At 35.6% G+C, this 24740-nt stretch carries 22 protein-coding genes, 5 tRNA genes and 1 pseudogene; 23 read left to right on the top strand and 5 right to left on the bottom strand.

Translation table 11 applies throughout. The annotated features are described in order from the left end of the window. Positions 1 to 509: 509 nt before the first annotated feature. Both cobS and IJ258_RS11275 read left to right on the top strand, forming a co-directional pair. Positions 510 to 1292, top strand: coding sequence for an adenosylcobinamide-GDP ribazoletransferase (gene cobS, locus IJ258_RS11280; protein WP_292806940.1), 783 nt, complete (start codon positions 510 to 512; stop codon positions 1290 to 1292). Positions 1293 to 1521: 229 nt separating this feature from the next. Beyond that, entirely contained in the window at positions 1522 to 2061 is a 540-nt protein-coding gene (locus IJ258_RS11275) for a tRNA (cytidine(56)-2'-O)-methyltransferase (RefSeq protein ID WP_292806938.1), read from the top strand. A gap of 38 nt (positions 2062 to 2099) precedes the next feature. Here the strand turns inward: IJ258_RS11275 and IJ258_RS11270 are convergent, their stop codons facing one another. Beyond that, positions 2100 to 3152, bottom strand: a complete 1053-nt coding sequence (locus tag IJ258_RS11270) for a DUF763 domain-containing protein (RefSeq protein ID WP_292806937.1) — start codon at positions 3150 to 3152, stop codon at positions 2100 to 2102. Positions 3153 to 3342: 190 nt separating this feature from the next. Between IJ258_RS11270 and IJ258_RS11265 the strand changes: the two genes are divergently transcribed. Both IJ258_RS11265 and IJ258_RS11260 read left to right on the top strand, forming a co-directional pair. Continuing rightward, entirely contained in the window at positions 3343 to 4083 is a 741-nt protein-coding gene (locus IJ258_RS11265) for a peptidylprolyl isomerase (RefSeq protein WP_292806935.1), read from the top strand. 88 nt (positions 4084 to 4171) lie between these two features. Next, a complete protein-coding gene (locus IJ258_RS11260) occupies positions 4172 to 4747 on the top strand; it encodes a sugar O-acetyltransferase (protein ID WP_292806932.1) in 576 nt (191 codons plus the stop codon). 4 nt (positions 4748 to 4751) lie between these two features. Here the strand turns inward: IJ258_RS11260 and IJ258_RS11255 are convergent, their stop codons facing one another. Continuing rightward, entirely contained in the window at positions 4752 to 5243 is a 492-nt protein-coding gene (locus tag IJ258_RS11255; RefSeq protein WP_292806930.1) for a fumarate hydratase C-terminal domain-containing protein, read from the bottom strand. 135 nt (positions 5244 to 5378) lie between these two features. On the opposite strand from IJ258_RS11255, the pseudogene IJ258_RS11250 reads away from it, so the two are divergent. The 5 genes and pseudogenes from IJ258_RS11250 to sucC form a co-directional block, all read left to right on the top strand. After that, a pseudogene (locus IJ258_RS11250) lies at positions 5379 to 5570 on the top strand (ferredoxin family protein); the annotation flags it as partial. An 83-nt stretch (positions 5571 to 5653) separates the two neighbouring features. Then, positions 5654 to 6784, top strand: coding sequence for a 2-oxoacid:acceptor oxidoreductase subunit alpha (locus tag IJ258_RS11245; protein WP_292806926.1), 1131 nt, complete (start codon positions 5654 to 5656; stop codon positions 6782 to 6784). A gap of 1 nt (position 6785) precedes the next feature. After that, complete coding sequence (locus tag IJ258_RS11240) at positions 6786 to 7649, top strand: 2-oxoacid:ferredoxin oxidoreductase subunit beta (protein ID WP_292806924.1); 864 nt, start codon at positions 6786 to 6788, stop codon at positions 7647 to 7649. Positions 7650 to 7658: 9 nt separating this feature from the next. After that, positions 7659 to 8207, top strand: coding sequence for a 2-oxoacid:ferredoxin oxidoreductase subunit gamma (locus tag IJ258_RS11235; protein WP_292806922.1), 549 nt, complete (start codon positions 7659 to 7661; stop codon positions 8205 to 8207). A 9-nt stretch (positions 8208 to 8216) separates the two neighbouring features. Next, positions 8217 to 9335, top strand: a complete 1119-nt coding sequence (gene sucC, locus IJ258_RS11230) for an ADP-forming succinate--CoA ligase subunit beta (protein ID WP_292806920.1) — start codon at positions 8217 to 8219, stop codon at positions 9333 to 9335. A gap of 49 nt (positions 9336 to 9384) precedes the next feature. Here the strand turns inward: sucC and twy1 are convergent, their stop codons facing one another. Continuing rightward, positions 9385 to 10302 carry a 4-demethylwyosine synthase TYW1 gene (twy1, locus tag IJ258_RS11225; protein ID WP_292806918.1) on the bottom strand — a complete coding sequence of 306 codons (918 nt, stop codon included), beginning with the start codon at positions 10300 to 10302 and terminating at the stop codon, positions 9385 to 9387. Positions 10303 to 10435: 133 nt separating this feature from the next. Here twy1 and IJ258_RS11220 point away from each other — a divergent pair, with 133 nt between their 5' ends. Genes IJ258_RS11220 through IJ258_RS11205 form a run of 4 tightly spaced genes read left to right on the top strand, consistent with a single transcriptional unit; the run spans position 10436 to position 14130 of the window. Further along, positions 10436 to 11305 carry a hypothetical protein gene (locus tag IJ258_RS11220; RefSeq protein WP_292806916.1) on the top strand — a complete coding sequence of 290 codons (870 nt, stop codon included), beginning with the start codon at positions 10436 to 10438 and terminating at the stop codon, positions 11303 to 11305. A 2-nt stretch (positions 11306 to 11307) separates the two neighbouring features. Beyond that, positions 11308 to 12186, top strand: coding sequence for a site-specific DNA-methyltransferase (locus IJ258_RS11215; RefSeq protein WP_292806914.1), 879 nt, complete (start codon positions 11308 to 11310; stop codon positions 12184 to 12186). A gap of 48 nt (positions 12187 to 12234) precedes the next feature. Then, complete coding sequence (tpiA, locus tag IJ258_RS11210; RefSeq protein ID WP_292806912.1) at positions 12235 to 12903, top strand: triose-phosphate isomerase; 669 nt, start codon at positions 12235 to 12237, stop codon at positions 12901 to 12903. A 9-nt stretch (positions 12904 to 12912) separates the two neighbouring features. Beyond that, positions 12913 to 14130 carry a phosphoglycerate kinase gene (locus IJ258_RS11205; RefSeq protein ID WP_292806910.1) on the top strand — a complete coding sequence of 406 codons (1218 nt, stop codon included), beginning with the start codon at positions 12913 to 12915 and terminating at the stop codon, positions 14128 to 14130. On the opposite strand, the gene thiE is transcribed toward IJ258_RS11205, so the two are convergent. Both thiE and thiM read right to left on the bottom strand, forming a co-directional pair. After that, the gene (gene thiE / locus IJ258_RS11200; RefSeq protein WP_292806908.1) at positions 14127 to 14747 is read right to left on the bottom strand and encodes a thiamine phosphate synthase; all 621 of its coding nucleotides are present in this window, start codon (positions 14745 to 14747) and stop codon (positions 14127 to 14129) included. The two genes, IJ258_RS11205 and thiE, sit on opposite strands and share 4 nt — an antisense overlap. Next, a complete protein-coding gene (gene thiM / locus IJ258_RS11195; protein WP_292806906.1) occupies positions 14744 to 15610 on the bottom strand; it encodes a hydroxyethylthiazole kinase in 867 nt (288 codons plus the stop codon). Before thiM ends, thiE begins: the two co-directional genes overlap by 4 nt. Positions 15611 to 15727: 117 nt before the next feature. Between thiM and IJ258_RS11190 the strand changes: the two genes are divergently transcribed. From IJ258_RS11190 to rpoA2, 10 genes are all read left to right on the top strand, one after another. Continuing rightward, a tRNA-Thr gene (locus IJ258_RS11190) sits at positions 15728 to 15801 on the top strand. Positions 15802 to 15915: 114 nt separating this feature from the next. Then, positions 15916 to 15990 (top strand) — tRNA-Pro (locus IJ258_RS11185). 4 nt (positions 15991 to 15994) lie between these two features. After that, positions 15995 to 16068 (top strand) — tRNA-Tyr (locus IJ258_RS11180). A 120-nt stretch (positions 16069 to 16188) separates the two neighbouring features. Continuing rightward, positions 16189 to 16260: transfer RNA gene (locus IJ258_RS11175), tRNA-Asp, on the top strand. Between the two features lie 30 nt (positions 16261 to 16290). Then, a tRNA-Lys gene (locus tag IJ258_RS11170) sits at positions 16291 to 16364 on the top strand. 43 nt (positions 16365 to 16407) lie between these two features. Further along, positions 16408 to 16641 (top strand): DNA-directed RNA polymerase subunit H, encoded by a 234-nt coding sequence (locus IJ258_RS11165; protein ID WP_292806904.1) that lies wholly within the window; start codon positions 16408 to 16410, stop codon positions 16639 to 16641. A 239-nt stretch (positions 16642 to 16880) separates the two neighbouring features. After that, positions 16881 to 18425 carry a DNA-directed RNA polymerase subunit B'' gene (locus tag IJ258_RS11160; protein ID WP_292806902.1) on the top strand — a complete coding sequence of 515 codons (1545 nt, stop codon included), beginning with the start codon at positions 16881 to 16883 and terminating at the stop codon, positions 18423 to 18425. Between the two features lie 516 nt (positions 18426 to 18941). After that, positions 18942 to 20759, top strand: coding sequence for a DNA-directed RNA polymerase subunit B (gene rpoB, locus IJ258_RS11155; RefSeq protein WP_292806941.1), 1818 nt, complete (start codon positions 18942 to 18944; stop codon positions 20757 to 20759). Between the two features lie 25 nt (positions 20760 to 20784). Continuing rightward, on the top strand, positions 20785 to 23568 hold the full coding sequence (locus tag IJ258_RS11150; protein WP_292806900.1) for a DNA-directed RNA polymerase subunit A': 2784 nt from the start codon (positions 20785 to 20787) through the stop codon (positions 23566 to 23568). Positions 23569 to 23576: 8 nt separating this feature from the next. Next, positions 23577 to 24740: DNA-directed RNA polymerase subunit A'' (gene rpoA2 / locus IJ258_RS11145; protein ID WP_292806898.1), on the top strand; the 1164-nt coding region annotated here is incomplete at its 3' end.

Genomic DNA, 24740 nt, shown 5'->3' with positions numbered 1-24740 from the left:
GTTTGTTATTTTTTTGCATAATATATAATATTCCCTCAATCCTTAATAAAACTTTGTATTACTCTCAAAATCTATTTTTAAAGCATAAATACTTTTAATAAAAAGTATACTTACATGAATATCACCCATTTAAAAATTAAAGAAATTTTCAACAACACCAAGCAAAATGAATAGCGTAGCAATTAAATTAGTTTAGAACTATACTGCTTGCAGAATAATAAAAGACAAATAACTATTTAAACAAACAAAAACAAACAATAAAATATTATTTTTAAAAAATAACAAATATACACACTATATATTATCAATAAAGTAATAATATACTAATAAAAAGAAAAATAAGAATTTTTAGAAAAAATTAAGTTGACGACATTGAGTTTTTTTCAATACATTTTGAAAAATTATTGTCATATACTAAAATATAATCACAATTAAAAAAATAATAAACATCATATATTAAGTCAAATATAATAGGTTATTGATAATGAAATAATGTTTGAGGAATACTTATGGAAGATGACAGTTACTTTGAAGAGGAGGAGTTTTCCCCAATCAAATCAGTTTTAGGGCTTTTAACATTCTCAACTATTTTGCCGATTAATGTTTTCACATCAATAGAGTGCATGACCAAATTGACTTGGATCTGGCCATTCATACATTTATTCATAGGCATTTTAGCAGCAATCTGCGGTTATGTTTCTTTGGAATTCCTTCATTTAAATTCATTTTTCACTGCAGCCATCGTTTATGCATTTCTAATGATCATTACAGGTTATAATCATCTGGATGGAGTTATGGATATGGCTGATGGCGTGATGGTTCATGGAGAACCTGAAAAGAAAATCCGTGTAATGAAAGATTCCTCAGTAGGTGCGGGAGGCATGGCAACGCTATTTTTGGTTGCCAGCTTAACAATAGCCGGATTGTACAATATACTTGATTATAATTTCATTATTGGAATCATCATATGTGAAATGACTGCTAAAACCTCGTTAATAACTACAGCATTATTGTCAAAGCCATTGACACCTGGAATTGGAAGCTATTTTATAAAAGAGACAACACCTGCTAATTATTTCGCTTCAACATTTATTGTGGCATGCATCGTTTATCTGATTGGAGGATTTGTCGGTCTTAGTGGTGTAATCGGTGCAATGGTGTCCGGAACCATTATAGCAACCATTGCAAGACGTAACTTTGTCCTAGCTAACGGTGATGTTTTGGGAATGAGTAATGAGGTAGGACGTTTATTATCATTATTGTTTATGGCAGTTGCTTTATTTTACTTTTAAGTAAATTTAACGAGTTGAAATCAATATTGAAGTCTTAAAAAACACTCATTTATATACTAGTTAGTTTAAACTAGTAATGATGAGATTTACCGTTGGTTTAAAATTTTTTTAATTTCATATTATCACATTTCATTGAGAAACTATTTTGTATAGTATCACCTCCACACTAGTAAAAGCGGTATTTCTCATCAAATTTATATATTTTCAATGCTAATAGTTAACTGATAATATGAATGTTAATGTTTTAAGATTGGACCATAGATTAAAAAGAGATACAAGAATTACAACCCATGTATGTTTGACTGCCCGTGCATTTGGAGCAACTAAAATATACTTGGCAGGTGAACGTGACAATCGTCTGATGGAAAATGTTAAAGACACTGCATCAAGATTCGGTGGAAACTTTGAAATAGAATACACTGAAAGTGCAATGGGTGTTATAAACAAGTGGAAAGCAGATGGCGGAAAAGTTGTTCACTTGACAATGTATGGTTCACAGGCACATGAAATTGCACCGGAAGTAAGAGAAGATGGTTCAGACATACTAATTGTAGTTGGTGGTGCAAAAGTTCCCGGAAAAGTCTATAAGGCAGCTGACTGGAACGTATCAGTAACAACACAGCCTCACTCAGAGGTATCTTCCTTGGCAGTATTTCAACATTTGCTGATGGACGGCAAAGAGTTTGAACTGGAATTTGAAAATCCAGTACTTGAAGTAATTCCGACAGCACACGGAAAAACAGTTAACATTCACGACGAAAACCGCTAGGAAATAAAGTCATCAAGTCTCTTGATGGCCTTTAACTTTTAATCTTTTTTTAAACGGGCCTGTTCGATTGCATCTCGCATGGTCTGTATTGAATTGTCATATACTTCACGGTCAACAGGATATGGAAAACCATCCTTACCTCCATGCGTAAAACTGTATTTGACAGGATCTCTCCAGCTTGCAGGCTCACCATAAACCAAATCTGAAATTAAAGCAAGAGCTCTTATTTTTTTCGGACCTATTCCCTGAAGCAAAATCAGTTCCTCATAGTTTTCAGGCTGAATCTCCCATGCTTTGGTAAGCACCTCGAATTCCTTATCTGAAATGTCCATATCCAATACAGGATGATGTGCAGGGAGAGTAAAATCCTCTAAAAGCATTTGATTGTCCTTTCTTTTAAAGTACTGTCTTAAGTGATTTGGATTGTCGTTTATTAAATCAACACTGATTTTTTGAGCTTCCTTGCTTTCTTCAGCAGGCATATTCAATGTGTTGGGAGTTACTGTGTCACAAGATATTCCGCTGTGAGGGTCATTCAACAAATCATCCACTTCGCTTCCAAGCCAATGGTATCGACGTGCATACTTGTTTTGAGTATTCAACCCTTGTTGAACAACGGCCCAGTCTCCCTTTTCGGTAACAAAGAAGTTGTGTTGGTATAATGTATATCCGTCCTGAATGCAGGAATTGTCTATTTTAGCTGACAGTTTGCTTGTTTCAACCAGTTTTTCAGTGGTCTTTGTTTTCAGGTTGAAAACTTCTCCGGCATGTTCTATTCCCTGTGGTGTTTTTCTGGATTTTGCACCTTTTCCTCCAGTCAGATAAATTCCGTGTTCTTCAGGGGATAATGATGCCTTAAGCGCACCTAATGTGGTTGTTGTTGTACCTGAGGAATGCCAGTCAAAACCCAAAACGCAGGAAAATGCCTGAAACCAGTAAGGATTTGATATACGGTTTAAAAATTCATTTAAACTGTATTCTTCAATTATTACACTGGCTAGGGCGCCTGATAACTTAACCATTCTTGAAAATAGCCAGCTTGGAGGGTGGCCTCCATGAAGTGGTAGATTGACTGCTCCTCGTCTTTGCATGGATTATGTTATATTTTTAATAAATATTATTGTTTTAGGAAGAGCATTTGAAAAGTAATTTTTAAAATATTTTACATGCTGGAGTAAATATTGCTTTTCAAACAAAACTTTAATAAATGATGGTTACTAAAATTATTAATGTTATATTCATTAACAAATTATTTAATCAAAATTATTAGGAGTTAATATTATGGCTGTAAATAACGGAGATTTTGTAAGAGTAAACTTTACTGGTAAAATAAAAGATACAGATGACGTATTTGATACTACTTATGATGAAATTGCACAAGAAGCTGGAATTTTCGATGACAACAAAACTTACAAAGCAATTCCTATTGTTGTAGGTGGAAACCACTTATTACCTGCTATTGAAGAAGCAATCATTGGATTAGGCGAAGGAGATAAAAAAACTATTGAAGTTGATGCTGAAAATGCATTTGGTCCAAGAGATCCATCTTTAATTCAATTAGTGCCAATGAGAGAATTCAAAAAACAAGGCATGACTCCTGTTCAGGGTATGAGAATCCAATCTGAAGGTGCAACTGGTAAAATCTTAACTGTTAATGGTGGAAGAGTAAAAGTTGACTTTAACCACGAATTAGCAGGAAAAGACTTAGTATATGATGTTGAAGTAACTGAAATCATTGATGATGAAGAAGAAAAAATCAAAAGTATGATTGAGTTACACTACTCCAATCCTAATGTTGACATCGATAAAACCGAAATCGACATTGTTGATGGTGTTGCAAACATCAAATTAGATGAAATGGCTAAATTTGACCAACAATCTTACATGGATGTTACCTTTGCAAGATTCAGAATTGCTAAAGATATCTGGGATAACATCGAAGAAATTACCAAAGTCAACTTCGTAGATGCTTTCGAAAAAAGAGATGAAAGCGAAGACGAAGATGAAGAAGCAGAAGAATAAATAATCATTCAGAGTTATTTATAATAACTCTTTTCACTATTTTTTTTTAACAATTATTTTATATAATATTTTTAACATAATTTTTTTCATGTTAGAATTGGAAGAACTTTTAAAGATTTTTAATGATGGCACTGCACTTGAAATGGATGAGGATGCTGCTTTAGCATGCAATTACTATTCTCAAGAAGCTCAAAAGATTACCTGTGAGCTTAACTACAAATATCATGATTTTGATGAGATTAGGGAACTGTTTTCCAGATTAATTGGCAAAATGGTAAGTGATGATTTTAGAGTATTTCCTCCATTCACTACTGATTTTGGAAAAAATATTCATTTGGGCAAAAACGTTTTTATCAATTCAGGATGCAGATTTCAGGATCAGGGCGGAATCTATATAGGAGATAATGTCCTGATTGGTCATAATGTTGTTTTGGCTACTTTAAATCATGATGAAAACCCTAAAAAAAGAGGCAATCTTATTCCTTCTCCAATAAAAATAGGCAGTGATGTGTGGATTGGATCCAATGTTACGGTAACTCCTGGAATCACAATCGGTGATGGGGCTATAATCGGTGCAGGTGCGGTTGTTACAAAGGATGTGGCCAAAAACACAATCGTTGCGGGAGTGCCTGCAAAATATATCCGGGATGTGAAGTTGGAATAATTTTTTAAATTCTTTTTCCATCTTTAACGGCCACAATTCCTGGAATTTTATCGACTTTTAATTCAAACATTGCTTCCATCCCCTCATTTTCAAATAACACACATTTTTTTTCCAGAACTTTGCTTGTAAGCAGTGCCGCTACCGGAGGAGTTATGACAAAAATGGAGTTATGGACATTTAACGATTTGACAGTTTCATCACTTAACATTCCTTTTCCGATATGAATTTTAACCCCTGATTTGCTTAATGGTTCAATTGTTGATTCGATTTCAACTTTGCTGCTGGTTGTAGGTGCAATTCCTGCATCGCTAAATGCAGTATGCATTATTGCAATGCCTTTTAAATCAAATGGAACTTCATTTTTTCTAATCAATTCAACAAGCTGAGGCAATGCCGCATCACGGCCGGTATATAATGTTCCGGAGATTGTGATTTTATCTCCAACATTTAATCCTGATAAGTCCTCATCGGCAATTGGTGTTGATAAATGTTTCATAATTATTATTTTGTTTTTAATTTCTAATAAATTTTTGAATTTGTCACGATTTCACATAAGATATTTAAATGTTTATGAACATAAATAATATACATTCTAGATTTATTTATCATAGAATTATTAGGAGATTTAAAATTGATTATTATTGATGAAGAATTGTGTAAAGGATGTCATCTTTGCTTATTCATGTGTTATAAAAACGTATACGCAATATCTCCTGAAGTTAACAAAAAAGGAGTACAATTGCCTTTTGTTAAGTTTGAAGACCGCTGTACTAAATGTGGCACTTGTGAAGTTGCATGTCCTGACCAAGCAATTACAGTAGATTTGGCTGAAAATTGGTGGATGAAAGATGACAATGATTTAAATTTCAATCCTAATTTCACAAAGGGGAAAAAGTAGGTGTTAAAATGGCTGAAGAATTTTTTATACAAGGAAATGAAGCATGCGCTAAAGGAGCAATAACTGCAGGTTGCAGATTCTTTGCAGGTTATCCTATCACTCCATCTACTGAAGTTGCAGAAACTTTGGCTCGTGAATTGCCAAAGGTTGGAGGTTCATTTGTTCAAATGGAAGATGAAATCGCATCTGCAGGTGCAATTATTGGCGGTTCATGGGGAGGAGCCAAATCAATGACAGCAACATCCGGTCCGGGAATATCTCTGATGCAGGAAAATATCGGTTATGCGTTCATGAGCGAAACTCCAATTGTAATTGTTGATGTTCAAAGAGGATCCCCTTCAACAGCACAGCCAACAATGGCTGCACAGGGAGACATGATGCAGGCTCGCTGGGGATCTCACGGAGACTATGAACCGATTGCATTGTCCCCATCAAGCGTTCAGGAATTCTTTGATTTCACAATAAAAGCATTCAATTTAGCTGAAGAATACAGATGTCCTGTATTTGTAATGGCTGATGAAGTTATAGGACACATGAGAGAAAAGATAGTTGTTGAAGATGATATTGAAATAGTTCCAAGAAAAAGGCCTGAAAAGACTGATGATTATTTGCCGTTTGAAAATGTTGAAAACGGAACAACTCCTATGCCTGCATTTGGTGACGGATTTAATATTCATGTAACCGGTCTTACACACGATGAGAGAGGTTATCCTGACACTAACAATCCTGAAACTCATGACAAACTCATACAAAGAATTTGTAATAAAGTATTGAATAATAGGGATAAAATCTGCTCAATAAAAGCTGAAAACTGTGAAGATGCAGATGTTATTATTGTTTCTTATGGGGCGCCGGTCAGGTCTGCTGTTGAAGCTGTAAGAATTGCAAGAGAAAACAATCAGAAAGTGGGTTATGTTAAAATAGATACTCCATGGCCATTCCCTGATGAACAATTAAAAGAAGCTACAAAAAATGCTAGTGATATAATTGTTGTGGAAATGAATTTAGGTCAAATGTATTATGAAGTTGACCGTGTACTTAAAAGAGATGCTAATGTTCATTTAATGGGAGTTATTGGAGGATTACTACCAACTCCGGATGAAATATTAGATGAAGTTTCAAGAATAGGAGGTAACTAAAATGTCAGAACATAAAGAAAACAGATTTCTCCCATATTTAAGGGAAGACAGATTGCCTCATATTTTTTGTCCTGGTTGCGGTAACGGTGCAATAATCAATGCATTTTTAGCTGCAATGGAAAAGGCGGAAATGGATTTTGATAATATTGCAATGGTATCTGGAATCGGTTGTTCTTCAAGAATTCCTGGATATCTAAAATGCGATTCCCTGCACACTACACACGGAAGGGCATTAAGCTTTGCAACAGGTCTTAAAACAGCAAATAAAGATTTGGATGTTGTAGTATTTACTGGTGATGGTGACGCTGCATCTATTGGTGGTAATCATTTGATTCATGCTGCCAGAAGAAACATCAACTTAACTGTTATCTGTATCAATAATAATATTTATGGTATGACTGGTGGTCAAATCAGTCCAACTTCTCCTAAAGGCAGTTTCGGAACAACTGCACCATATGGTAATCAAGACACTCCATTCAAACTCGCAGAACTTGTTGCAGCTGCTGGTGCAACATACTCTGCAAGATGGACCACTGTACAAATTGAAAACCTCGTACTTTCCATTAAGGACGGATTGGAAAATCCTGGTTTTTCATTTATTGAAGTTGCAACCCAATGTCCAACTTACTATGGTCGTAAAAACAAACTCAAAACACCTACTGCAATGGCTGCTGTTATGAAAGCAAACACAGTATTCAAATCTGCTGCAGATAGGATGAAAGCAAAAGAATTGGAAGGTAAAATTGTTGTTGGTGAATTTGCAAATTATACAAAAGACGAGTTCACTGCAAACATTGATAAGATCAGTGTGGAAAAATCTGGTAAGAGGACTCTTATCAATTCTGCATACGAATCAGAATTATAGGTGGATAATATGAGAACTGAAATAAGAATTTGTGGATTCGGTGGTCAGGGAGTAATTCTTGCAGGAATTATCTTAGGGAAATCTGCAAGTCTCTTTGATAATAAGGAAGCTGTTCAAACTCAATCTTACGGTCCTGAAGCTCGTGGTGGAGCTTCCAAATGTGAAGTTGTTATAAGTGATAGCGAAGTGGATTATCCGAAAGTCCAAAATCCTGATATTTTGGTTGCAATGTCAAATGAAGCATTAATCAAATATATTGTGGATTTAAAGGATGAAGGTACTTTAATAGTTGATCCTGGAACAACTGATGTGGAGGATGTTCGTGAGTTCATAGATGAACATAATATTAAAGTTTACGAAGCTCCAGCAACCAAAACAGCTACAGATGAAATCGGTCTTAAGATTGTAGCTAATATTGTTATGGTTGGAGCAATTACAAAAATTACTGAAGTAATATCCAAACAAGCAGCTATGAAAGCTATTGAAGCTAGTGTTCCTAAAGGAACAGAAGAGAAAAACATCAGTGCTTTTGAAGCAGGATATGCTTTGGTGGAATAAGGTGTTATAATGAGATTTTTTGAAAATGTAGCAAAACAAATTTTTAACAGTGAAGGAATTCCAATTTTGGAAGGGCATGTTGCTTACTCTGCTGAAGAAGCAATGACAATATCTTCTGAAATGGATGTTCCTGTGGTTATTAAGGCACAAGTATTGACTGGGGGAAGAGGTAAAGCCGGTGGTGTTAAATTTGCTGACAACCCTGGTGAAGCACTAAAAGTTGCCGATGAAATTTTAGGTATGGAAATCAAAGGGGAAAAGGTAAAACACCTTTTAATCGAAGAAAAAGCTGAAATCATCAACGAATTCTTTGTAACAGTATCTGTTGACAGGGGCGCTAGAAGGCCTGTCATTTTAGCAAGTAAAGATGGTGGAGTCGAAATCGAAAACTTGGCTAAAACAAACCCTGAAAAAATTATCAAGTATTATCCAAATCCGTTGCTTGAATTCCTGCCATATGAGGCACGTGAAATCGCACGTAAAATGGAAGTTCCATCTGAATTGATTTCACCGATGGGAGACATGATTTGGAAATTGTATCAGGTATTCACCAAATATGATGCGGATACTGCTGAAATCAATCCGTTGGTATTGACTCCTAACGGATTAATCGCTGCTGATGCTAAACTGGTTGTTGAAAACGATTCATTATACAGACATCAGGATTTAGTTGAAAGAATGCACTACAAGAAAAAAGCAGTGGACTTTGTTCAATTGGATGGTGATATTGCTGTTATCGGTAACGGTGCAGGTTTAACATTGACTGCAATGGATATGATTAAGCTCAACGGTGGAGAACCGGCAACATTCCTTGATATTGGTGGTGGCGCTTCAGAACATATCATCAATCAGGCCTTAAACATTGTTTTAAATTATGATCCGGTTAAAGTAGTATTTTTAAACGTTTTAGGTGGAATCACTAAAGCTGATGATGTTGCACGTGGCGTAATCAAGGCTTTGGAACAGGCTGGACGCAAAGTGCATATTGTTATCAGATTGACCGGTACCAATGAGGAAGAAGGTCAAAGGATTTTGGAAGAAGCTGGCATTCCATATGAAACTTCAATGGAAAAGGCTGCTCGTAAAGCTGTTGAACTTTGTGAAGAATTAAAAGCTGAAGGAAAATAAGTTTAATTTTCAACAAAATCTCAATTAGTTGATTGGCATTTGAAATCGGTCATTCGAGTAGGACAACACGGCTGATTTCAGATTCATTAACTATTTCTTTTCCGCATTCATTACCTATTTTTTTAGCAAAACTTTTAACCTCATCAAATGTCGGCATGTTGTCCAGGGTCAGTCTTTCACGTGATGAGCCGACACACATATATGCTTTCACTTCTACGTAATCAGGGTCTGCTTTTTTTATCAGTTTTGCATAGCCTTCTGGGTTTTCCATATTTTTGCCCTTAACGCAGGTATTTCGTATGCATGTACGTGAGTTGAAACTTGATAATGTTTCAAGTGATTCGTTTAGATTGCTCCAAGCATCGTTTATTCTAGGTCTGCACACTTCATTAAATATTTTCTCGGAAGGTGCATCCAAGGAAAGGTATAGTTGGTACGGATCGTTTTCCAGATTTCTTAATCTGTCAACACATTGGCCGTTGCTTACCACAAATGTTGTAAAATCCCTTCTGTTGAACTCACCGATCAGCTCATCGATTTTGGGATATAGTGTCGGTTCGCCTGCAAGGGATATTGCAGCGTTGTTCGGATCTTTCATCTCTTCAAGTTTCTTTTTGTTTGCCTTGTCATTTCCGTAAAAACCGCATAACAGATTGTTCTGTGCTTTTATTGCTTCGTCAATGATGGTTTTTGGATCATCATACTCTTCATCTTCCCAGCTTGTTTGGGTGTAGGTTAAATCTCTCCAGCAGAATTCACATTCCTGCTGGCAATTTGGAACCGCCGGTGACATTTGAAGGCATCTGTGGGATTTTATTCCATAGAATTTCTCTTTATAACAAACTCCTTTATCTGAAATACTTTGACGGGTCCAGTGACAGGTTTTAACTGCCGCATGGCCGTGTGTTCCAACAAATCTGTATCCGCTTTTTTCTAGTTTTTCTATTTGGTTTTTATTGAATGACATGAAATCAAATCTATTTTTAGTTTTGATAGTATATACATTTTTACACGCTGAAAGCAATATTGCTTTTATTGAACAAAATTGATATTAAAATTATAAAATATATTTATATGTTTAAAAAATAATAGTATATGTTATGAGATTATGGAATAAAAATGTTGAAAAAATATTTTTTAATAAATCACGGGATTTCGCTTCGCACGAGCAGTTGTTCTACAAAACAGATGAGGGGAGATATGTTGCATACTGGCCGAAAGGATACAACGGTGCAAAATCAACCTTGCAGGCCAGAAACTCATTAATAGGAAACTACACCGAAAAATGGGTGAAAGACCTACTGGATTATATTCTAAATGATGAGGGCATGCACGTGGTTCAGCAGGCACAAATCCCGGCAATCGGCATAACTCAAAAATCCCCCGCAGACATTGTGATTGCAACACAAAACAAGAAAGTGCTGATGCCGGACGAGGTCAAATTGATATTTGAAGTGAAAATGTCACTGGTGTGGAACTGGGAATATGATGTTGAAACTTCACAGATTAGAGAAATTGGTGATTATCGAACCCATCAGGGAAGACCAAGCTTCACACGTTCGGATTCCATTTTAAAAGCTATCGGAAAATGCATTGATATAAGGGTGTCAAGCTTCAAGGCATCAAAAATACCATTGATTGTGCTTGGAAATGCGCCACTGTCAAACGGATTCTGTAAAAAGGCAGACTACCTTAAAACATCCGGCATAATCCAGGGATTCTGGTCACTGAATCCATTTCCACTGAACCATGGAAACACCCGAAAAAGAAGTGCCAAAAAAGGATTCATACGATTCAACAATATCGATGAGTTAAATATGAGTTTGGATAAAATATTTAATCAGGAATTGAACTTTTTCTCAGGAATGCAAAATCCGCAAAAACTTGGTCAAATAATCGAAATGGCAAACAGGGAAAAAACTTACGAGGAAAAAGGATTGAAATTCATAAATCTCTTGAAGAGGTCATAATCTTGCAAAGAAAAACACAGACAACATCATTCGGCTCAATCGTAAGGGAATCCCATAGCTCAAAAAAATTCTACAACTCAAAACTGTTCAAGGATTTTCAGATTCCTAAAAACATTGAATATAAGCAGACAAAAATCGATGAAAAAGATTTGGACAAACTGTACTGCAAATCCAGTGAAGTCATGGATGAAATACCCAACAACAGTGTTCATCTGATGATTACTTCTCCGCCATATAATGTCGGAAAGGAATATGATGAGGATTTGTCTCTTGATGAGTATCTGGAATTGCTGAGTAAAGTGTTTTCACAGACTTATGATAAACTGGTCACAGGTGGAAGGGCATGCATTAACATAGCCAACATCGGAAGAAAACCTTACATTCCTCTTCATGCAATGGTAATTGAAATAATGTTTGATTTGGGATTTCTAATGCGCGGTGAAATAATATGGGACAAGTCAGCAAGTGCCGGCGGCTCATGCGCATGGGGAAGCTGGATGTCAGCATCCAATCCTGTGCTCAGGGATTTTCATGAATATATTCTTGTATTTTCAAAGGAATCCTACTCCAAAAACAAGAAACAGGAAAAAAGGGATACAATTGGACATGATGATTTTATCCAATGGACAAAAAGCATCTGGACATTTCCTGCAGTCAACGCTAAAAAGATTGGTCATCCCGCACCATTTCCTATCGAATTGCCTCACAGGCTAATCAACTTATACAGTTACGAAGGTGATGTTGTACTGGACCCGTTCTGTGGCAGTGGAACAACCTGCATTGCTGCTGTTAAAAATAATCGCCACTATATCGGATATGACATTAAAGAAGAGTATATTGAATTGTCTCAAAAACGAATTTCCAATCAAAAATTTATTTAATAATGTTTTCTAAATATGTAATATATTAAAGTATATTGTGGGATTATTATGGATACTCCAATTGTAATATTAAATTATAAAACTTATTTGGAATCAAGTGGTGCAAATGCTTTAAAACTTGCACATGACTTAGAAAGTGCTGCTAGTGAATCTGGAATCACTATGGTTGCATCTCCACAGGCAGCAGACATTTATAGAATAAGTGAAGAAACTTCACTTCCTATTTTTGCTCAACACATTGACCCTGTTGCTCCTGGAGGACACACAGGTTCTAATCTGATTAATACACTGATTGATGCGGGAATTACTGGATCTTTAATAAATCATTCAGAACAAAGAATGAAACTGGCAGACATTGATGAGGTTGTAAAATTATGTAAAGAGAATAATATTGAATCATGTGTATGCACTAACAATATTGAAACCTCAAAAGCAATTGCTACATTGTCTCCAACTGCTGTTGCTGTTGAACCTCCAGAACTCATTGGTACTGGAATACCTGTATCTCAAGCACAGCCTGAGGTTGTTGAGGATACAGTCAAGGAAGTTAAAAAAATCAATAAAAATGTTAAAGTATTATGTGGGGCAGGCATTACAACTGGAGATGATATGAAAGCAGCTATGGATTTGGGTGCTGATGGGGTATTGCTTGCATCTGGAATTATTAAAGCTGAAAGCCCAAAAGATGCTTTACTTGATTTGGTAAGTAAATTATAGAGTGAGAAAATGGCTAAGGAATTTAATACAATTGATGATTTTGATGTAGAGGATAAAACTGTACTTGTTAGGGTTGATGTTAATTCCCCGGTGGACCCGGGTTCTGGGATAATTTTGGATGATACAAGATTGAAATTACATGCTCAAACTATTAAGGAACTGTCAAATAAAGGTGCAAAAGTGGTAATTCTTGCTCATCAGTCTCGTCCGGGTAAAAAAGATTTCACAACTTTATCTCAACATGCTGATGCATTATCTGAAATATTAAATTTAAGAGTCAGATATGTCGATTCATTGTTTTCAAATTCTGCAAAAGAGGCAATCAAGGCATTGAAACCTCATGAAATTCTTTTACTTGAAAACGCAAGATTTTTCTCTGAAGAGACTCTTTCAAGAACTCCTTTGGAGCAATCAAAAACTCATCTTGTTACTCAATTATCTCCATTGATTGATTATTTTGTAAATGATGCTTTTGCTGCAGCTCACAGGTCTCAGGCTTCATTAGTTGGCTTTACTGTAAACACTCCTTCTGCTGCCGGTAGAGTAATGGAAAAAGAATTAACTGTAATCCAGGATGCACTTGATAATGTCGAACATCCGTGTGTATTTCTGCTTGGTGGGATGAAGCCTGATGATTCCATAGATGTAATGGAAAATGTATTGAGCAATGGAACAGCTGATTCAATTTTAACAACTGGTATTGTAGGAAACATTGTTTTATGGGCTTCCGGTGCAGATATAGGTGAAGTGAACAGGAACTTTATTATAAGCAGAGGTTATGAAGATATGGTTGCCAAATCAAAGGAACTGATTGAAAGGTTTGGCGATAAAGTAAAATATCCTATTGATGTTGCATGTGAAATTGACGGTGAACGTGTAGATATTGATTATACTGAAATTCCTAATGAATCAATATTTGATATTGGTGTAAAAACTATTGCATATTATGCCGGTGAAATAAGAGATGCCAAAGCGATTTTTGCAAATGGTCCTGCCGGTGTATTTGAAGACCCTAAATTTGCATTGGGAACTGAAGATTTAATAAATGCAATTGCAAACTCTAATGGTTTTTCACTCATAGGTGGGGGACATATTGCAGCAGCTACTGCAGGACTCGGTTTGGAAGACCAAATGAGTCACTTGAGTAGTGGTGGTGGAGCTTGCATTAGCATGCTTGCCGGTAAAAAATTAGCTGCTGTAGAAGCTTTAAAAAATAGTAAAGATTAGCTATTAAAAATATTTAATAGCTCTTCTGAAGATTTTTTAGGATTTTCTGAGCTCATTATAGCACTCACTACAGACAATCCTTTAATCCCAGTATTTTTTAGTTCATGGGCATTATCTATGGTAATTCCTCCAATGGCTACAACTGGGATATTAATTGATTCCACAATTTCTTTTAAATCATCTTTTGTAATTTCAGGAGCATCATCTTTTGTAGATGTTGGAAATACTGCTCCTGTTCCTATATAATCGGCACCATCTTTTTCAGCTTTTTTTGCTTCTTCAATAGTTGCAGCTGAAACTCCAACAATTTTGTCAGTGCCGACTAGTTTTCTTGTCACATCACAGGGCATGTCAGATTGACCAACATGAATTCCATCAGCATCAATTGCAAGAGCAACATCCACTCTGTCATTGATGATTAATGGAACATTGTATTTTGTTGTAATTTCCTTAACTTTCAATGCCAAGTTATAAAAATCAAGAGTGTCTGCAGTTTTTTCTCTAATTTGAACTACACTTACTCCACCCTTAATTGCTTCTTCAATGGTTTTTAGAAATTTTTCTACATCGTTACTTTTGTCTGTGACAAGATATAGAGATAAATCTATGTTTTTCATAATATCTCAATGTTTGCTTCGTTTACTAAAGTTTTACTGTCTGTTTTGTAAAGGTAGTCTATTAAATATGCTCTAAATGATCCGGTTCCTTCATCTTTTTCTTCAACTTTTGCTCTTGCTTTTTCACCGGCTATGTTCATAGCCAATATTGCTACAAGACTGCCGTCAAAAGGATTTGACCCTCCAATACAACTGCCTACAATTGAAGATAGCATGCATCCGCTTCCTGTAATCAATGGCATCATATCATCTCCATTATCTATTGCAACGGTAGTTTCGCCGTCACTTAGGATATCAATAGGGCCACTGGCGAGGATGACGGTATCTAATTTATTTGCAAGTTCACAGATTATGTCTCCATTTGCTTTTAAGTTTTCAGAGGTAATGATATCATCAATATTGACGTCAACACCTTTTGCAGTGTTGCTTTCATCTAAAACTCCTACTAATTTTGCAATTGCTTTTATTTCGGTGATATTTCCCCTGATTGCAGTTATATTATAGTTTTCAATTAAATCTAATGTGGTTTTGTTTCTAAGTTCGGTAACTCCCACTCCTACAGGGTCTAATATTATTGGTGTGTTTGTTTCATTTGCAGTTTTTGCACTAATTTTCATTGATTCGATTTGATTTTTACTTAATTTTCCAATGTTTATTACAAGCACGTCTGCTATTGTTACTACTTCTTCGAGTTCTTCTGCATCTTCTGCCATAAATGGAGATCCACCAATTGCAAGTACTGCGTTTGCACAGTCATTTATTGTTACTGAATTGGTTATGCAATGGGTTAAAGCATTTTTTTCTCGAATGTTTTCTAATGTTTTGTTGATTTTACTTAAGATATTATTTTCATTATTTGTCATGATTATTAATTATAAATTTTTTATTATTTAAATTTTAATCAAAATCATTGATTTATAGTAAAGTATTTAAATAACTTTTAATAAAACTTATAGTGTTATATAATTTTATATATAATTGCCTCGGTGGCTCAGTCTGGTAGAGCGCGAGACTTGTAATCTCGTGGTCGCGGGTTCAATTCCCGTCCGGGGCTTTAATATATAATTTTTTATATAAATTTTGTTAATGATACATGAAATATCGTAACATTTATATACTTGTATCAATAATATTTTATTAGTATGTCATCAACATACATATTGTATGTGGGTCCGTAGGGTAGCTTGGTCGATCCTTTGGGCTTTGGGAGCCTGAGACTCCGGTTCAAATCCGGGCGGACCCATCTTCCCGCCTTAGCTCAATTTGGCAGAGCGTTGGACTGTAGATCCAAATGTTGCTGGTTCAAGTCCGGCAGGCGGGATTTCAATTTAATAATTTGAGTCATGTATATTTTTTATGAAATATTATGATTTTTCCAAAACATTTATATATGATGAAAATTAAAGTAATTAATAGTGTTTATTATACTATTTGAGGATATGCCCTGGTGGTGTAGGGGCTATCATGTGGGCCTGTCGAGCCCGCGACTCGGGTTCAAATCCCGGCCAGGGCGCTCATATCTTGAATGGTGTATAAGTCATATAGGCCTGTAGCTCAGTCTGGCAGAGCGCTTGGCTTTTAACCAAGCGGCCGCGGGTTCAATTCCCGTCAGGCCTGTTTCTAATTTTATATTTTAACTTTTCTATTCGGAGGAAAAAATTTGAAAATTGATATTCAAGACCATATGCTTGTACCAAAGCATGAAATCATGACTGAAGATGAAATTTCAGATGAATTTAGTGAAGTTGATTATGATTTTAAAGACCTTCCTAAAATAAAATCTGATGATCCTGTTGTGAAAGCTATAGGTGCAGAACCTGGAAACGTATTAAGAATTACTAGAGAAAGTCAAACTGCAGGTGTATTTGTTACTTATAGGATTGTAGAAGATTAATATAATTTTAGAATTGTGAAATTTAATATAGTATAATTTCTGTATTTTTTTGTTTTTTTTAGAAATTCATTATAATAAATTGAACTTAGTTTGAGAGGAATTATCTTAATGGAGATAGTTAGGAGTAAATTAAGAATAATGATTAAATGAATTAGTTAAGTTTAGGAGTTTTCCTAATTAATTTTTTATTTTTATTTAGTTAATTATTTTTATTGCGTTACGTAATGCGGAGGATGTCCATGACAGAGAATAATTGGAAATTAGTTGATGCATTTTTTGACAAATATGATTTGGTGGATCACCATATTAAGTCCTACAATGATTTTGTGAATAATAGAATTCAAAATATCATTGATATTACAGAACCAATCACTTTAGATGATGGTAAATACACTTTGAAAACTGGTAAAGTTCGTATAGAAAAACCATCAAACAAAGAGGCAGACGGTTCTCGTAGTGAAATCGATCCAACTGAAGCAAGACTTAGAAATTTGAATTATTCAGCAGACATGTACCTTGAAATGGCCTTAAATGAAGAAGATGAAGACAATGAATTGGAAGAAGTATATATTGGTGAGTTACCGGTAATGCTTAAATCTGACATTTGCCATCTCAATGGACTTAGTCCTGAAGAATTAGTGGAAAAACATGAAGACCCTCAAGATTTAGGAGGATACTTTATTGTAAACGGTTCTGAAAGAGCTGTTGTAACAATGGAGGAAATTGCTCCGAATAAAATTATTCTTGAACGTCTTGGTGAAGTGGAAGAAAGACATGCAAAAGCTGTTGTTACTTCTATTAAAAGTGGTTTCAGAGCTAGGATTACTTTAGAGTATAAAAAACCTCGTAAAAATGGAGTATTTTTAAGAATTTCATTCCCTTACCTTCCAGGTGAGATTCCATTAGTTATTCTATTAAGGGCTCTTGGATTAGCTACTGATGAAGAGATTATCACTGCAATTTCTGATGATAACAACTTCCAAATGATGATTGCTGATGACTTGCAAGTATCTGATGAATCATTGAAATTAGACCAAAAAGAAATGGATGGTTTATCTTACGAAGAAAGAAGAGAATATTTACAACTTGCAGCTATTAAATACATCGGTAACAGAGTAGCTAAAAACATGCCTAAAGATTATCGTTTAAAACGTGCTAAAGACGTTATTAATCGTTATTTATTACCTCATATGGGAACTGAGGAAGAAAGATGTTATGATAAAGCTATTTATTTAGCTGAAATGACTGAAATGTTATTGGAAGTTATCGAAGAAAAAAGAGAACCTCACGATAAGGACCACTATACCAACAAAAGACTTAGAGTCTCTGGAGATTTAATGGAAGACTTATTCAGAGTAGCTTTCACTAATTTAACTAGAGATATGAGTTATCAATTAGAAAGAAGCCTTTCACGTGGTAAAGAATTGTCAATTAAACAGGCAGTACGTAGTGATGTTTTAACAGAAAATATTAAACATGCTATTGCTACTGGAAACTGGGTTGGTGGAAGAGCAGGTGTAAGCCAATTACTGGACAGAACCAGTTACATGGGTACACTTTCACATTTAAGACGTGTTGTATCTCCATTAACAAGAAGTCAACCTCACTTTGAAGCAAGAGATTTACATCCAACTCAATTTGGTAAAATTTGTCCAAACGAAACTCCTGAAGGACCTAACTGTGGTTTGGTAAAGAACTTAGCTTTAATGTGTAATATTTCTGAAGGTTCCGATGAACAAGAAATTATTGATGTTATTGAAACTATGGATGTTGAATTAATTTAAGGGGGTGAAAGGTTGTCTAAAAAAATAAATGCTGCGTTAAAAAAGGCTTATTATTACTTTGGGTTTAAAAAAGTCGTTTCTTATGATGAAGTAAAAGGTAATATTGAAATTTTAAAAAATAATACTTCTGACGAAGAGATTTTAAGTAAAATCGAAAGTCATGAAAATGAAATTAAGGAATTTTGCGAGTTTGTTGAAGGCGATGAAACTTTCGAATTCCCGGTTAAATTTGCTAAAGTTGAACCTAGAAAATCATGGGAAGCTCATACAGCAGATTTCCCTAAAGATATTTTTACAAGTAATGCAAAATCCGTTGAAGAGGATTTAGTTGATAGTGTTGAACCGGTTAGTGAAGAAGAACTTGTTGATAGTGTTGAACCTGTTGATGAAGAACCTGTTGAAGAGGATTTAGTTGATAGTGTTGAACCTGTTGAAGAGGATTTAGTTGATAGTGTTGAACCTGTTGAGGAAGAGGAAACTACCGTAGAAATAAAAACCGCTCCTCCTAAACCAATCATCAAACAGAAAAGTTCTCAAACTAAATTTTATATTAATGGTGAGCTTTTAGGATATTGTGAAGACCCTGTTAACTTCACTCAGGAAATGAGAGAAAAAAGAAGAAATGGTGAAGTTTCATTTGAAATGAACATTACTTATTATGAAGATAATAATGAAATTTATATTTTCAATGATCCTGGAAGAGCAAGAAGACCATTAATCATAGTTAAAGATGGAGTCCCTCTTTTAAAAGAAGAACATTTAAACAAAGTTGCAAACGGCAAATTAAAATGGGACGATTTAATTAGCGAAGGGTTTGTTGAATACTTGGATGCTGAAGAAGAGGAAAATTCATACATTGCAATGAGTTTGGCTGACTTAAATGAAGACCACACTCACTTGGAAATCGACCCTGCCACTATGCTTGGTATCTGTGCAGGTATTATTCCATTTTCAGATCACAACTCTTCTCCAAGGAATACAATGGAAGCAGGTATGACAAAACAGGCTTTAGGATTATATGTATCTAACTATGCATTACGTACTGATACAAGAGCACACTTATTGCATCATCCTCAAACTCCTATTGTTAAAACACGTATTATCGATTCAACCAATTATGATTTAAGACCTTCCGGTCAAAACTTTGTTGTAGCATTAATGTCTTATGAAGGATACAACATGGAAGACGCAATGGTTATCAACAAAGGTTCACTTGAAAGGGGATTAGCAAGATCTTCATTCTTCAGGGCTTACGATACTTCAGAGAAAAGATATGCGGGTGGTCAGGTAGACAAATTTGAAGTACCTGACAAAAACATCAAAGGATACAGATCTGAAGAGGCTTACAGAAACTTGGATGAAGACGGTGTAGTAAATCCGGAATCCTATGTTGAATCAGGTGATGTATTAATTGGTAAAACTTCACCTCCTAGATTTTTAGAAGAAGACTTTGGTACTGTTGCAGATAGAAGAAGAGAAACTTCCGTTACTGTAAGACACGGTGAAAAAGGTATTGTCGATGCAGTGCTTTTATCTGAAACTGTTGAAGGTTCAAGATTAGCTAAAATCAGAGTAAGGGATACCAGACAACCTGAATTTGGTGATAAATTCGCATCAAGACACGGTCAGAAAGGGGTTGTCGGTTTAATATTGTCCCCTGAAGATGTACCGTTTACAGAATTCGGTGTAGTGCCTGATTTAATAGTTAACCCTCACGCGATTCCATCCAGGATGAGTATCGGACAGGTATTGGAAATGGTTGCAGGTAAAGCCGGTTGTCTTGAAGGGGAACGTGTAGATGCAACTCCATTTAACCAGACACTTGAAGATGAAATCAAGCAGCAACTCATCAATAACGGATTTGAATCTGCCGGATGTGAATCATTATACAGTGGTGTAACTGGTGAAAGATTAGATGCTGAGATATTTGTCGGTGTTGCATATTACCAAAAATTACATCACATGACAACTGATAAAGTTTACGCTCGTTCAAGAGGTCCGGTTCAAGTGCTTACACGTCAGCCTACTGAAGGTAGAGCACGTGAAGGTGGTTTAAGATTCGGAGAAATGGAAAGAGATTGTCTTATTGCACACGGTGCAGCATTAACCTTAAAAGAAAGACTTCTTGACGAATCAGATAAATATGAAGCAATTGTTTGTGAAAACTGTGGTATGTTAGCAGTATTTGATAAAAATAAGAATAAGAAATACTGTCCGATTTGTGGAGATGTAGAAACATACCCTGTAGAAATTTCATACGCATTCAAATTATTATTAGACGAACTTAAGAGTTTATGTATTTTCCCTAAATTAGTTTTAGGAGACAAAGCATAATTACAGTTATAAAGGAGCCAATACATTGAAAGGATTTATAAAAAAGATTGAACAAATCAACTTTGGACTCATGTCTCCTGAAAATATTAGGGACATGTCTGTTGTGACTGTTGAAACTCCTGATACCTATGAGGATGATGGTTTCCCTATTGAAAAAGGTTTAATGGATCCTCGTTTAGGTGTTATTGACCCAAGTTTAGTTTGTAGGACTTGTGGTTTCAGAGGTGGAGATTGTCAAGGACATTTCGGTAGTATTGAACTTGCAAGACCAGTTATTCACATTGGTTTTGGTGATGTTATTCATAAAATTTTGCGTTCAACCTGTAATGAATGTGGACGTGTTCTTTTAAGCAATGATGATATTGAAAAATATACTCAAAGAATTCATGAAGCAATGGATAATCGTGAAAGTTTAAATGCTATCTTAAAAGATGTTTATAAAGTCGCTAAAAGGGAATTGAAAAATCTGCCTGAAGACCCTGATGAGGAAGTTGACCAAAAACATTGCTGTCCTCATTGTGGTGCGCCTCAGGAAGCTATTATTTTAGATAAACCTGTTACCATTCGTCAAGGTGATTATAAATTAACCGCTTCTGAAGTGCGTGAAAGATTAGAAAGAATTTCTGATGAAGATTCTTTTGTTTTAGGTGTTAACCCTGAAGTGGCTAGACCTGAATGGTTAGTTTTAACTGTTTTACCAGTTCCTCCTGTAACTGTAAGACCTTCAATTACATTGGATACTGGTGAACGTTCAGAGGATGATTTGACTCACAAATTAGTAGATATTTTACGTATTAATCAACGTTTACTTGAAAATATGGAAGCTGGAGCTCCACAACTAATCGTTGAAGATTTATGGGAATTATTACAATATCATGTTACTACTTACTTTGATAATGAGGCAAGTGGTGTTCCACCTGCAAGACACAGATCCGGAAGACCTCTTAAAACCTTAACCCAAAGGTTAAAAGGTAAAGAAGGTCGTTTCAGATCCAACTTATCCGGTAAACGTGTAAACTTCTCTGCACGTACTGTAATCTCACCTGACCCTAACATCAGTATCAATGAGGTCGGCGTACCTGAAATGATTGCAAAAGAAGTGACAGTGCCAGTTTATGTAAATGAATGGAACATTGAGGAAATGAAAAAATACATCATGAATGGTCCTGATGTTCACCCTGGTGCAAACTATGTAATCAGAAATGACGGAAGAAAAATCAGAGTACGTAACGAAGAAACCATTGAGTTAATACTTGAGCAATTGGAACCAGGTTTCATTATCGAAAGACACCTGAAAGATGGAGATATGGTTTTATTCAATCGTCAGCCTTCATTGCACAGAATGAGTATGATGGCACACGAAGTAAGAGTTTTACCTTACAAAACTTTCAGATTGAACTTATGTGTTTGTCCTCCATACAATGCGGATTTCGATGGAGACGAAATGAACATGCATGTGTTCCAGACTGATGAATCTCGTGCTGAAGCTAAATCCTTAATGCGTGTACAGGAACACATTTTATCTCCAAGGTTCGGTGGACCAATTATCGGTGCTATTCACGACCACATTAGTGGAGCTTACCTTTTAACTCGTGACGGTGTCGAATTCACAGAAGAACAGGCTTTACAAATTATCAGAAAATCACATTTAGCATTGCCTGAATTCAAAGGAGGCCAATGGGTTTTAAAAACCAATCTTGATTTAAAACCTGATTCTGAAGTTCCTCATGATATTGAAGAATCTTACATTTACAAAGATAAAGGCGCTATGTGGACTGGTAAGGAATTGTTCTCTTTATTATTACCAAATGATTTAAACTTATCTTACAGTGCTGAGATATCTAAATGTCCTGTAGTATACCCTGCAAGTGATGCCAGTGTTGTTATTAAAAACGGTATTTTAGAGCAAGGTGTAATTGATGAATCTGCTTACGGTTCATTCTCAGGTAAAATCTTAGATAAAATCGTTAAAGAATATGGTCCTGGAAGGGCAAAAGAATTCTTAGACAGATCAACTGATTTAGCTATCTGTGGAATTATGAAAACTGGAATTACCACCAGTTTAAATGATGAGGAAATTCCTGAAGAAGCTCAAGACCGTATTAACGAGCACTTAGAGAAAAAGATGGCGGAAGTAGATAAACTTGTAGAATCTTACGAGGAAGGATATCTCCAAGCTTTACCTGGTAGAAGTCTTGAAGAGACTTTAGAGATGAAAATCATGCAGGTTCTAGGGGAAGCTAGGGACATGTCCGGTAACATTGCTGAAAACTATCTTACTATGGGTAAACAATCTGATGATGACCCATATGACCATGTGATGGCTGTTGAAAACCACTCTGTAGTAATGGCACGTACTGGTGCAAGGGCATCCATGCTGAACCTTACTCAGATTACTGCTTGTGTAGGACAACAAGCGGTTAGGGGTGGACGTATCGAAAGAGGATACCTAAACAGAACATTACCTCACTTCAAGAAAGGTGAGTTAGGGGCTAAAGCGAAAGGATTTGTACACTCAAGTTACAAATCAGGTCTTGACCCAATTGAGTTCTTCTTCCACGCAATGGGAGGAAGAGAAGGTCTTGTAGATACAGCGATTCGTACCGCACAATCCGGTTACATGCAAAGAAGACTCGTAAATGCATTGCAGGATTTACAAGTTAAACCATCTGGACTTGTTACTGATAATCAAGGTAATGTTATTCAAACCATGTTCGGTGAAGATGGTGTTGACCCTGCAAAATCAGACTTTGGTAAACCAGCTGATTTAAACAAACTCATTGATGAAATAAGAATGGAAGGTAAGTAGGTGTAACTATGGATGATATTGAAGTTAAAGTAATCGAAACTATTACCCAACTAAATGATGAAGAGAATTTAGGTATTGATTTTCCAGAAAGTTATATCGAAGATTTATCAAAAGCTTATGTTAAAAATGATTTAACTGATGATGAATTAGCTGAACTTATCAGGAAACTTAAAATGGCCTATGACCGAGCTCACGTTGAAGCTGGCGAGGCTGTTGGAACAGTAGCTGCACAATCTGTAGGTGAACCTGGTACTCAGATGACTATGCGTACTTTTCACTATGCAGGGGTAACTGAGTTAAACGTAACATTAGGTCTTCCAAGACTTATTGAAATCGTTGACGCAAGAAAAGAAATTGCTACTCCTACCATGGACATTTATTTTGATGAGGATAGACGTGATGATGAGGAATTTGTTAGAACTTTAGCTAACCAAATCGGTAAAAGTACCATCAATGATATTCTCTCTGATTTCAACTTAAACTATGGTACCATGGAAGTTGAAGCAGTTTTGGATTCTAAAAAAATTGAAGAAAAAAGATTAGATAGGGAAGAAATTAATGCAGCGATTGAAAAAGCTTTCAAAAAAGCTGTAATTAATGGTGATAAAATAGTTATCCCTTCTTCAAAATCTGATAAATCTGATTCAAAATTCGAAATTCGTGAACTTCGTCTTTTATCCGACAAGGTTCGTGATTTACAAATCAGTGGTATAAAAGGTATCGGAAAAGTAATTATTCGTCGTGATGAAGAATGGATTATCCATACCGAAGGATCAAATCTTAAGGAAATCCTTGATATGGACGGTATCGACCACGTAAGAACCACAACTAACAATATTCACGAAATTGGTGAAGTGTTAGGTATTGAAGCGGCTCGTCAATCTATTATTAACGAAGCTCAAAATACCCTTTCAGAACAGGGTCTTAGTGTAGATGTAAGACATATTATGTTAGTTGCAGATATTATGACTTCTGAGGGTACTGTTAAATCTATTGGAAGACATGGTATTAGTGGTGAAAAATCAAGTGTATTAGCTCGTGCAGCTTTTGAAGAAACTGGTAAACATTTACTTCACGCAAGTATTCGTGGTGAAGTTGATGATTTAACAGGTATCATCGAAAATATTATTATTGGACAACCAATACCTCTTGGTACCGGTTCTGTCGGTGTC

The organism is Methanobrevibacter sp., assembly GCF_017468685.1.
Classification (GTDB): domain Archaea; phylum Methanobacteriota; class Methanobacteria; order Methanobacteriales; family Methanobacteriaceae; genus Methanocatella.
The sequence above is the reverse complement of the archived record's forward strand: the minus strand, read 5'-3'. Positions and strand labels throughout refer to the sequence as shown.